This window comes from Paenibacillus sp. DS2015 (assembly GCF_050433705.1).
GTDB lineage: Bacteria > Bacillota > Bacilli > Paenibacillales > Paenibacillaceae > Paenibacillus_AQ.
The window spans coordinates 80,004-91,928 of record NZ_JBNPWS010000021.1 but is presented as its reverse complement, the minus strand read 5'-3'; the positions used below and the strand labels follow the sequence as shown (position 1 = coordinate 91,928).

At 43.3% G+C, this 11,925-nt stretch carries 5 protein-coding genes and 1 pseudogene; all 6 read right to left on the bottom strand.

The genetic code is table 11. From position 1 onward, the window contains the following. Positions 1-86: 86 nt before the first annotated feature. Positions 87-971: pseudogene (locus J2T13_RS17590) on the bottom strand (DEAD/DEAH box helicase family protein); the annotation flags it as partial. Positions 972-1,985: 1,014 nt separating this feature from the next. Next, positions 1,986-2,411: a hypothetical protein gene (locus tag J2T13_RS17585; RefSeq protein WP_429373578.1), complete on the bottom strand. Its 426-nt coding sequence runs from the start codon at positions 2,409-2,411 to the stop codon at positions 1,986-1,988. 345 nt (positions 2,412-2,756) lie between these two features. After that, positions 2,757-3,479, bottom strand: coding sequence for a response regulator (locus tag J2T13_RS17580; protein WP_429373576.1), 723 nt, complete (start codon positions 3,477-3,479; stop codon positions 2,757-2,759). A 3-nt stretch (positions 3,480-3,482) separates the two neighbouring features. Next, positions 3,483-4,637 carry a sensor histidine kinase gene (locus J2T13_RS17575; protein ID WP_429373574.1) on the bottom strand — a complete coding sequence of 385 codons (1,155 nt, stop codon included), beginning with the start codon at positions 4,635-4,637 and terminating at the stop codon, positions 3,483-3,485. 66 nt (positions 4,638-4,703) lie between these two features. Beyond that, on the bottom strand, positions 4,704-7,424 hold the full coding sequence (locus tag J2T13_RS17570) for a stalk domain-containing protein (RefSeq protein WP_429373572.1): 2,721 nt from the start codon (positions 7,422-7,424) through the stop codon (positions 4,704-4,706). A gap of 243 nt (positions 7,425-7,667) precedes the next feature. Continuing rightward, a complete protein-coding gene (locus tag J2T13_RS17565) occupies positions 7,668-11,765 on the bottom strand; it encodes a SwmB domain-containing protein (protein ID WP_429373570.1) in 4,098 nt (1,365 codons plus the stop codon). Positions 11,766-11,925 lie beyond the last annotated feature (160 nt).

The following is an 11,925-nucleotide window of genomic DNA, read 5'->3' as shown; positions in this document are numbered from 1 at the left end:
GAAAAAGCTCAAGCTCGTAAGGGTAAATTCATACCGGCATCTATCGAAAAGATCACTTTCAATTAATATCGTGTGTTAATTGATATGTATGGTAAGGCATCCAGCTCATCGATGACAACGAGATCAAACGCCTGGTAGAAACGCATTAATTGGTGCGTAGTCGCTAATGTCAATGAACCCGGTCGCCAGCGCTCTGTACTCCCTCCATATAGGGTGACCACGGATTCACCTGGAAAGGCCTTAGCGAGACGTGGCGCTAATTCTAGCACGACATCCCTACGCGGAGTGGCTACTAGCACACGACCTCCCATCTGAAGGATGGAGTCTAGCAGCGGGAATATCATCTCGGTCTTCCCCGCTCCCGTGACCGCCCAGAGGAGGAAGCGGGCGGGCCCCTTGGCTGCGCTCTGCGCTTCGCTGGCCCCCCACCGGCCACTGGCCATGGCGTGGCTCACCCCAGCTACGCCCGCCTGCGGCGGCTGCGCCAAGAACTGCAGCGCGGCGCTGGCTGCATCCGCCTGCGCTGCGCTCAGCCCCCACCGGCCCATGGCCTCGGTGGGGTAACCCCCGGCCGCGCCACGCACGGCCGGACCCGCTGCTGCGCGAAGCAGCAGCGTACAAGCGCGGCTGCGCCCCAGCGCGAGGCAGGCCTCGCAGTAGGCGCAAGCCGCGCAGCCGCACGAGGCGCATGCCGTGCGGCCCAGAGCTTCGCTGCCGCAACGTCGGCAGCGGGGAGCTTCGCGGCGCCGCCGCCAAGGGGCGCCGCGGGGCGGCTCGGTGGCAGGCGCAACGCCTGCGCCGAAGGCGAGCTGGCCCTGAAGGTAGGCCAGCTGCGCAGCCGTGAACCAAGTGGAGACCATAGCTGGCGAAGTCTCCTCCATTAATGCATCGACTTCCCCTACCAGGAGCGAACGGCCACGCAATACCTCTACTAGCACGTCTGCTTCTCTAGCCAATCCTTGCATAACTAACGGACTACCTAGATCTCCAGCTTTTCGCCTACTTCCACAAGCCTCTCCAGATCCCTCCCAGAGAATCCTAATCTTCGTAGCATTGCTTGCTACCTCATTCTCCCTTGCATTTCGTATATTCCCTATACCTCCCATATTCGTTACGTCTCTCACGTCTCTTAAATCTCTCTCGCCTCTTCCATCTCCTTCATCACTTACATCACTTATATCACTTACATCTCTTACATCTCTTACATCTCTTACATCTCTTACATCTCTTACATCTCTTAAATCTCTTAAATCTCTTAAATCTCTTAAATCTCTTAAATCTCTTATATCTCTTGTATTCCGTATACCCCTTACATCTCTCACATGCCCTCCTTCCCATGGCATTCCCGCTCCCTTATGAAATTCCCATATCCACATCCTATCTGTACTTATTAAGTACTTATGAGAATGATGAAAGTACTCTCCTTCCAATTCATGCTTCATTACTTGAATCATATATTGTCTCCACTGCAACACCCCCCACTGATCCATTCCCATTGTTTCGCTTAGTCTCTGCTCTTGTCTCAGCCCCAGCCCTTGCCTGTAATCTTGTCTGTGATTCATACCTTCTGTATTATCTTGTTCCCTCGCTTGTCCCTTCGTTGTTATATTCATGTTCCCTTTCCCTTGTTGCTGTCCTTTCACCCTCCCTTCAACTTGTCTATTAGTTAACTCTCTCTCTATTCTGAGTGCCCAGCTAAGGGGTAACTCGTTAGCCAGGAGTACTATTTTATAAGGTTCTGAAGGATCTATACTCCCCCACCATAATAGATCTACCCTTATATCTAGTGATATCTTTATTCGCCACTTTCCTCCGTAGCGAATGGCATACACCTTAACTTTCATAGTCTCACTCCTTCCTTCCTCTATAAATCTAAAATCACGTCATCGCAACGCAAAAAGCACACTCTCTTCGGGGATACCGAACTTGAGAGTGTGCTTCACACCTTATCAAATATGCAATTGTTAGCGATTGTATACCGATATTTATCCCTGAACATAGGGGATCTGATCAGCCTCCTGGGAAATTCTGAGATCTACCATAATAATCTCCCCATGAATTTCCGTTGATAAGTAACTACTTATCTCATCTCTACGCCCTAGTGAACCTGAGACGACCGATGAATAAATACCTGACAGTCCCTCAAGCCTCTGAATGATTCTTACCGTATCATCACTAGACGCATCATCGACTACAGTGATGTATATGATCTTGCCCCGTAAATATCCGTACAGTTGCAGCGCCCGCACATACCATTCCACTTGCCCTTCATGATTGGAAGTTACAAGTATATAGTGAATACAATGTTCCTGAACTGAATTTCCCTTCAGCTTACGCAACGCGTAGAGTCCATGGACGATAGCCACAGCTAACCCATAAATGGCAATAATCCAAATTAATTGGATAACCATAGAAACTCACCTCCCTCTTTACTGACAATATATGCCGGTAGAAGAGGCTCGGTGACAGGGCTAGCGACTCTCGCCCACAACACAAGTAAAGGGAACGGCTAACTTCACATATTCAACCTATAACTGCGTGTTCAAAAATTCAACTATTCAGCGCCTGGAAGGTGAGTTTAAATTGAAGAAGGAGTAGCGAAGTTACATGTTTACACGTTTTCGATAAAACCGCTTCGTAAACATGCACTCGCAGATCCTACATAATTTACGACCTTCAACGGTTAAACCTAGATTTGATGCTGCATATTCTTATTGTGATACTACATGGTCCATAGATGACTTTTTGAACAAACTCTATAGGGTTACCCAACCATATTTAATTGCGTTTATAACGGCTTGTGTGCGATCATCCACATCCATCTTACTGAGAATGCTACTCACATGGTTCTTAACTGTCTTCTCACTAATGAAGAGGAACTCGCCAATCATCTTGTTACTCTTTCCTTCAGCCATAAGACGAAGAACTTCAGATTCCCGACGAGTTAACGGATTATTCTCTCCGCCAACAAATTTAACACCGGCTTCTTTAACCGAAGTCTCACTCATTGCACCGGCCTCATTCACATAAGTCATGCGTCGTAGTTGTTGAATCAATTTACCCGTTACCTTAGGGTGTATGAATGCATACCCTTCATGAACGGAACGAATGGCATTAATGAGAGACTCAGCCTCCATGTCTTTCAGAAGGTAACCATTAGCACCTTTACGTAACGTCTCAAATACATAACTCTCATCATCATGTATAGACAATATAATAACTTTAATATCAGGGAAAAGCCCTCGTAGCTTCTCCGTTGCCTCCACACCATTCTTTAGAGGCATATTTATATCCATAAGAACAATGTCTGGCTTCGTTACATTACAAAACTCCAACACCTGAATGCCATCTCCACACTCGCCGATGACCTCCATATCCTCTTCCATATTCAAAATCCGCTTAAGACCTTCACGAAATAACTGATGATCATCAGCCAAAAGGACTTTTATTGTTGCTTTCCCAGAATCAATGCTCACCATCTGTTACTCCTTTCGCTTGTCGACGTTCGTCGGGATATGTATTACAATTTTAGTCCCTTGTTCCAGTTCGGATGAGATCTCCATCCTGCCCTCTAGTAGCTCCACACGTTCGCGCATACCTATTAATCCGAAATGCTCATTTCTCTTCTCCTCGATCAGTGCGATTTTGAATCCACAACCGTTATCTTGAATAACGATTTTGACCATTTGTGCTTGAAATGTCATTTCTACCAATACATAAGTAGGGGCTGCATGTTTAAAAGCGTTCGTTATAGCTTCCTGTACAAGACGATAGATGGCTGCTTCCATAGCAGAAGAGAAACGTTGTTCCTTCCCTCTTGTCTCGAACAATGAACGAATCCTCGTCCGCTCCTCGAAATCATGGACAAATTTACGCAGCGTAGGTATAAGTCCTAAATCATCCAGTGCCATCGGACGCAGATTAAATATGACCTTCCTCATCTCCTCAAGACTGGCACGAACTTGTCCCTTTAAATCTACTATTTCGGCTTGGACCATATTAAAATCCTGCTTTGCTATCATTCTTTCAACAATTTCCGTCCTAAGAACTAGATTTGCAAGCAATTGTGCAGGACCATCATGTATTTCACGCGCAATTCGCTTTCGTTCTTCTTCTTGAGCCAGGATGATCTTCAACCCAATAAATTGTCGATTCTTGGCCGTCTTAATAATCTTGTTGACTTGACCAATCTCTCCCGTTAAATATTCCATGACCACACCCATCTGTGATCCGACACTTTCGGCACGGGCTACAGAATTCTCTACACTACGAGACCTCTTCTGTAATTCGTCTCGCCTTGCCTTAAGATACATCTCTTTCTCACGATAAATCATCAGATCAAGCTGTAACTGGGTTGCCTTCTCATAGGCCTGCTTAATATCCTCTTCTTTATACCTCACAAAGTCCCGGCTGACTTCTGTCAACCGAATCCTTGATCGGCGATAGTTTATTTCAAGTTGATCAACACGATTAAGCGTTGTCTCAGTTTCCTTCATCACGAATTGAAGTTCTTGTTTCAGAGAAAGTAATTCATCCCTAGCACTCTCTAGGATCTCAAATATTTGATATTTACTACTCTCTACCACTTCGATAGCATTCTTGATTACTTTATCTAATGCCTCAGCTTGAAAGTCCACTTATCTACTCCATTTCTACTCCATATCTAACCTTGCCGTATCCATTACAATTCTTATCATAACATATCATGATTCAATAGTTACGGTCTTCGTACTTTGTTCCCATTTCACATTCAGGCCTAGTTGCTCGGACACTAATCGAAGTGGAATTAAAGTCCTGCTTTGCTTAACAAAAGGTGCTACTTGAGAACTATTCAACTTCCCGTTAAGAATATACTCCTTCTTACCCACCGTAAGATCGAGCACTTTGCTTCCTCGTATAACCGTTATTCTTTGATTGGTAGCATCCCAACTTGCTGTACCTCCAAAAGCATCCATAACAAATCGAATGGGAACATACGTCGTATTATTTGCCACAATCGGAGCCACATCTATTGCTTTTTTCTGACCATTCACCGTCATTGACTTGAGGCCTATATTCATCGTCGCTTTTGCTTGTGGTAGATTAGCATCACTAGATAAAGATGGCATCGTAAATTTAATGTTGTCAAAAGAAACTTTACCTGTTAACTCTCGTTCGTCTTGTCCTTCTTCTACATTAACTACGTATAGTCTCTTTAATTTCGCTGGAAATTTAATATTGCTTCCACTTAAATCAACGTTAAGCGTCTTCCAACCACTCCAATTGATTGTTTTTGCAAGATCAACATATACCGTCTTCCCATCACTATCTATCAGTTCTGTCCGAAGCCAGTTTAGACTATTATCTCCCTCCACATCCAAAGACATGGATGTCGCAGTAGCGGGTACGGTCTTACCTGTTGTACCATTCAATTCACTATAGGCATACATCTTGCCACTACCTTTAGTCATATCATATTGAAGCTGCATCACCTTCGAGCTTGCATGATCGCCGCTACCTTGAGTAATCGATGCAGATCCAGTAACTTGTGCTGCGTTACTTGTGAATTTAATCGGATAACTCACATTCTCGAAATTCTCCCAAATGCTCTCTGTAGCCGTTCCTGAGAGAACAACGACTGTACTAAACCCGTCATATCGCCCAATAGCATATCCCACTTTAGTTGTAGCATCCACAGAAGATACGGTCAGTTGGTCACCTATGACTTTCCCTTTAAAGCCAATAAACTCCCACTTCAGAGCGCTCGCCGCAATCTGCTTACTCTGTCCATCTCTCGTTGTAGCCGTGACAGGAATAGATACGGTAGTGCCCGCTTTCAGCAACGCACTCGAATTCGCTATTGTCAGTCTCGAAATTTCGCTTGCGCCTAATACGTTCACTTTCAGGCTAGTATTCGCTTGACCGCTCTTGGCAGTAATGGTAGCTGTACCTGGTTTAACGCCAATAATCTTCTGCCCACTAACTTTCACATTACTATTACTAGATGTCCAACTTAGATTACTTTGAGACACATCTATCGGGTTATAATACGTATCATATCCCTTGAGTGAATAGGATACTTCCTGTCCTATTAATAATGAAGTACCTCCACTGATCTTGAACCCTTTCAACTCTCCCTGTTTCGCTGTACTAAATACACCCAGTGCATTCACAATACTACGTTGTGTTGTGCCGTATTCCGTATCAAAGCTTAGTACCGCATTAGATTCGGCCAAGGGACGATCCACCATCGTCGTAGAGCCACCGCCATCGAGATTCATTCCCTTCCATACCCCAACATTCACCATGAACGTCTGAAGCTCAGCTAAGGACATACCCGAGCTGTTTCCATTCTTTTCAGCTGCTATGATGTATGCGTAACGCCCATCCTTCGAGTAACCTAGAGCCGTACGTGCACGAACTCCAGCAATTGTACTGATATCACGTGTAAAGGCAGATGCCTTACCATTATTGACTAGAAGTGTATGCCCACCGATCATCGTCTGTATAGTGGTCGGATCCATTTGTTTCCCTGTAGTCTCCGAGCGAAGCATCGAATGAACATCCAATGTCTGCCCTACTGCGAAATGAGCATTCGCAAAAGTAGCCGCTGTACCATGAGTCCGCAGAATAAATCCATCTTCTGGAACAGAGATGGACAATCCTGCTTTATTGGATATTTGAGTAATAATACCATTCTGCACCAGAATTTCCGTAGGTGTAGAAAGACTGTCCTTCGGACGGTCTTTCGATGCCCAAGCGCTAGTATACATATACATGGCATTAACATGACTATAGGCTGAACCTGTACCTTCAGGATAATAGATTGTTTTATTAATACCAGATAAAGCGAACGACGCACCATCTTGAGCCGTAACCGATCCTTCATAAGCTAGCTCGTCAATGAGTGGTTCCCCCGCTGTCGTAACTGCAAAGGAATACATACCTTTCAAATCGGCAGGAGTAGACATGAGAACACCATCTGTTACTTGCCCGCCCAGAGGAGCTCCTTGCGCTCCTTCTCCACTTGTTATGAAATAATCACCATTCACAGCAGCCACAGCTCCATTCTCCTTAGCCATAGCTCCTGTGCTTTGTTTGGTTGTGAATTTACCATCCTTACCATTCATAACATCAAGCTTCACATTAGGGTTGTCGAGATCAACTCTAATCACATCCGCTAACGCCTTAGCTGTCGATCCAGAACGTGTCGTTGTGAACTGATACTTCATAAGTATAGCACCCGAGGTAATAATTTCTTCTCCCAGCTTCTTAACCGTCGCAGAGGCAGCGCTAGCTACAGATCCTGTAGCTACACCGTTTAGTGGTATACCGCTACCTAGTACTGGACCGATCCATAATAAGCCTGCTATCGTAATCACAAGCCACTTTTTACCTGTCGATCTAACCCCATTGTTCTGACTGTATTCGATGTTACTTTTCATGAAATGTTACTCTCCCATCTTAATTAGCGAAGTTATATAAACTGCACAAAACGATTGTCTATGAATAAAGACTACATCTAATAGACTGTTTTTAAGAGAAAAAGTTACGAAATTGATAGATTTAGTTTTAAAAAGGTTGAATATACGACAAAAAAACCCTATTTCCTCGTTCATTAGGAAATAGGGTCTCAAGTAGTTAATGACAACTGATGGCATTACATATAATTGTTCGATACTAAAATATTAAAGGTAGCCTATCGTAACTAGTAATCTCTTCAACATCACAGCCGCTTGAGCGCGAGTCGCATTTCCCTTAGGCTGGAATGAGGTCGCTGTGACCCCTTGTAATATCCCTTCTTGAACAACCTTAGCAACCGACTCTGGTGATTGAATCTTGGCACGGTCCTTAAAACCATTCAATGTTTGCGAAGGTGTCTCAGACAGTGTGCTCTTATATCCTGCATAATTCATAGCACGGACCACCATTATAGCCATTTGTTCTCTTGTAATGAAGCTCCCCGCTTTAAACGTGCCATCTGCATAACCGCTAATGATCCCTGCTTTACTAGCTGCGCCGATGTAGGCACCTTCTGCTGATGAGGTTATGACATCCTTAAACCGTGTTGCTGCTTGTGCATCTCCGTTAAGACCTAAAGCATTAGCAATGAAGACTGCAAATTCGCCACGCGTAATGTTCTTGTTTGGTGCAAATGAAACTGCATTCCTACCACTAATAACATACTTGGAGACTAATTCATCAATGACATCCTTTGCCCAATGATTGTCTAGGTCCCCATAGAACTTACTAGATGTTATACCTGTAACCATATAATTCCCTTTGGCATTAGCTGTTAAAGTCGTATTCGGATTCCCACTTGCTATTGTTGTAGGTATGAATGATATTTGGGAAACCGATGAATCGAAATACACAAGTGTTGAAGTTGTTCCTTGTACAACACTAGTCGTACGCAGTAGGTACTCACTTTGTGAATTTAACGGCACAGACTGACTTGATGAAGTATTCACTGCCGTCGCATAGAAATCTGTAGTCTCAATAATAACACTTGATCCTGATTGTCTCAGCTTTTCGAGCGTTGTCGTAGCTGAATAGCTAGGAACCTTCTCTATTTGAATTGTGATTGTAATATTGGATGGTACTATATTCAGACCTTGAGTAATTTCGGCAATATTGATGTTTCGTAGCGGTAAACTATATATACTATTATCTAATCTTACAGCAATCTGAGAACTTTGATCCTTCGCATATATCTCTTGTAAAGTATTCAAAGGGATACTCACATAAGCCGCCTTCTCTGTTGCTGGAACTTCAAATACGATTGTGTGACTATTGGTATTAGCTGTCCGTACATAATCAAAAGCTGCTATTAATTTGCTCTGATCCAGCGTATATCTCTTAATGGACTGATTGTACCTTGATGTACCATTCGTCCAAGTCGCCGCATTAGAGCTTAATGTATACATGGCTCTACCAAATTCACTAGAGCTCAGTAGTGCTAGATCGATAGGTATAGTTGTACTCGTATTACCATTCTGGGTCTGCTTATTCTCAACATCAAGCTTACTAAATGAAAGAATGACATTTCCTGAACTGTCCTTTATTGGGGTTACCCCTGCATTGAAGTTGACTTGAACCTTGTTCCCAGCACTTACCCCAGCAGATAGTTGAAGAGTCAGTGTATCACCACTCAGACTTGTAGATTGAATCGTACGGTTCACACCATCTACACTCACCGTGAATAACGAATTCAGAGCAATGTTTCCTAACGTGGTTGTCATGCTTGTGGTGAATTGAAGTTTAAGTGTATTTCCCGTGATCGTAGCTGACTTAATCGAAGAAACCGATGTAGTTGCTGCTAGGGTTACAGGTACCAAATTAATATATCCTGCTGCATTCCCATTAAGATCTGTAAATCTATTCGTACCATAACCCGGCACATAAGAGAGGGTAACCGTCTGATCTTGGGTGATCGAAGATGCTAATGTCAGAACCACTTGATCCTCTATAATCTCCATCCCTGTTACGAAGATCGGTGAGTTGTTAGCGAGCACAGATAACTGGTTCTTAGCTGGCATATTGCTGCTCTTCAGAACTTCATTATATTTAATCTTCACTTTGTTGCCAGAGACTTCTGCTTCCATAAAGACAGGAGCCTTGGTGTCATAGGAATTACGGATATAGAAATCCTTAAATTCAGCAATATCCTGCCCACGGTAGTCTTGGATTGGATATGAACTCGGAGCATAGGACACCTTAACCACTTCCCCATTACTAACGGAACTGTCTAAGGTGAAATATAACATAGATCCACTCTGGGTCATGCTTCTAATGCCCATAGAACTACCATCTGCGGTTACGACAAACTGATCATAAGCATTGCTCGAGGGTGACTTCAGACTTTCATTAAACGTCAGAGACAAGCTATTCCCATAGATCGTTCCTTCTCTTGGCTTAGGCAAAGCTGTATCAATCCCATTAGCAACTTCCTTCAAAGAGAACGTTGCAGCCTTATTCAGAGAGGTATCTTGAATTGAATTACCGAGGCTTCCATTGTAAGAGATGAAGACCTTCTGCCCTACAGCAACACCAACCTCTAACACAACATAGACACTTTCACCATTAGTATAAGCATAGCTTACTCGGCGACTCTCATTATTCACTGTAACCGTGAAATTCGCATTGTATAAATAAGCTGATCCATCTAGTGTCTTATTATAAGCGAGACGAATCGTTGTATTATTATACATCTGAGCACTCTGCAGAACAGGGGCTGTCTTATCTACGACAAGGGTCCTGAAATTCCACACATTACTTCCACTAATTCCACCAAAGGCTATATTAGGATTGCTATAGCCTACTAATGTATCTGAACCCATCTCTACATAATAGCTAGTGTCCGATTCTAGCGACGTTGTCGGCTTGAATCTAACTTGAGAACCACTGATCGTAGGTGTACTAATCGCGACAATGGTTCCGTTTGCTTTTTTCAAAGTAATCTTGTTGTTATAAATTCCATTCTTAAACGCGACATTATGACTAAATGTCACAATGACTTCGGAGTTCAAGCTAACATACGTACTCCCATGCGATGGTGACATACTGTAAATACTTATAGAGCCTGGAGTGGCAGGAGCAGCAACGGTTGTAAAGGTCCATTCACTTCCACCTACCGCCGGTGAGGAATTTGCGTATACATCCTTGTATGCGCCTACTGGGACCGTCACATTGTAAGTGGTACCATATAATAGCAGACTGGATAAGGGGATCGTAACCACACTCACTCCAGATACGGTAGTGATGTTTGTTGAGGTAACAGGAATCTTAATAGCTCTACTATCACTCGTGGCTCCAGGAGAAACAATAATGGATCCGCTACCCATAGTTACGATACGATCAAACGTTATTTGCACAGGAGCACCAATAAGAACTGCCGTTGCCCCTTTTACAGGTTGAAGTGATTTAATGACGATGGCCGCACTTTTGGTAGAGAATGACCAAGTCTTACTAGCTATCAATTTACCATCCGAATCTTTAAAAGCACCCAAGTCTAATAGTAAATCATACGAAGTTCCTGCCTCTAACTTCATATCATCTAAATTATCAATCGTCATGGTAGCTTCTGTATTATTCACCGGGTTACTAGCTATGAATTGAACCAAGTTACTAGAGACATCTATCTCTTTCTTAACGACATTATCAGACTTTCTGATCAACTTAATCTTACCTGTACCCTTCACTACTGGAGCACTGAATTTCAACTTGAAATCAAGCGACGTCTTATCTGCTAGATCAATCGTCTGTCCATTAAGAGAGAAGGTAGCTGTAACGCCACTCTCCTGAGTCGACGTTGTAAATGACCACTTAGTGACCTCAGAGGTATCACTGTTACTCAGATCAATAAAATATCCTGCCGGAATGGTAACCTCATATTGCGTATTATAGGTTAGTATATTCACAGGTAAGGTGATATTGACAGCCGTGCTGTTATTCACTGTAGATGTCACAACATTCGCTGGTAGAATGGTCGTACTAGTTGGGGCTGAATTAACAAGTGAAGTTCCTTTAACTACAATTGAATCTGTGGGTGCAGTAGCTGTTGTATTCTTCTCCACTGCACCATTGAGTTCTAGCTGGAGATTCGCTAACATAGGATCCACGTTATTTGAGGCATTTATAGGTGATACATTTGTAATCATAACTGTGGAGGCTGCATAAGCTGTATTGTTTCCTATACCTGCCCCCATCCCAAGTCCCGATCCAGCACCTAATACAATTTCAACCGCTAGCACTGCGGCCATTAAGAATGATATCTTCTTCTTCATATAAATATAATTCTCCCTTCAATCTACTTTCCACATTATCTTCTACTTCATGTCATCATCTCTTATTAAAACAACCAACGTTATGTATACAAACAGCATATATCTGTAAAAAGAGTCCTATTCCTTATTTCGGCAAAAAGACCTCTATAGTTTAGTAGAA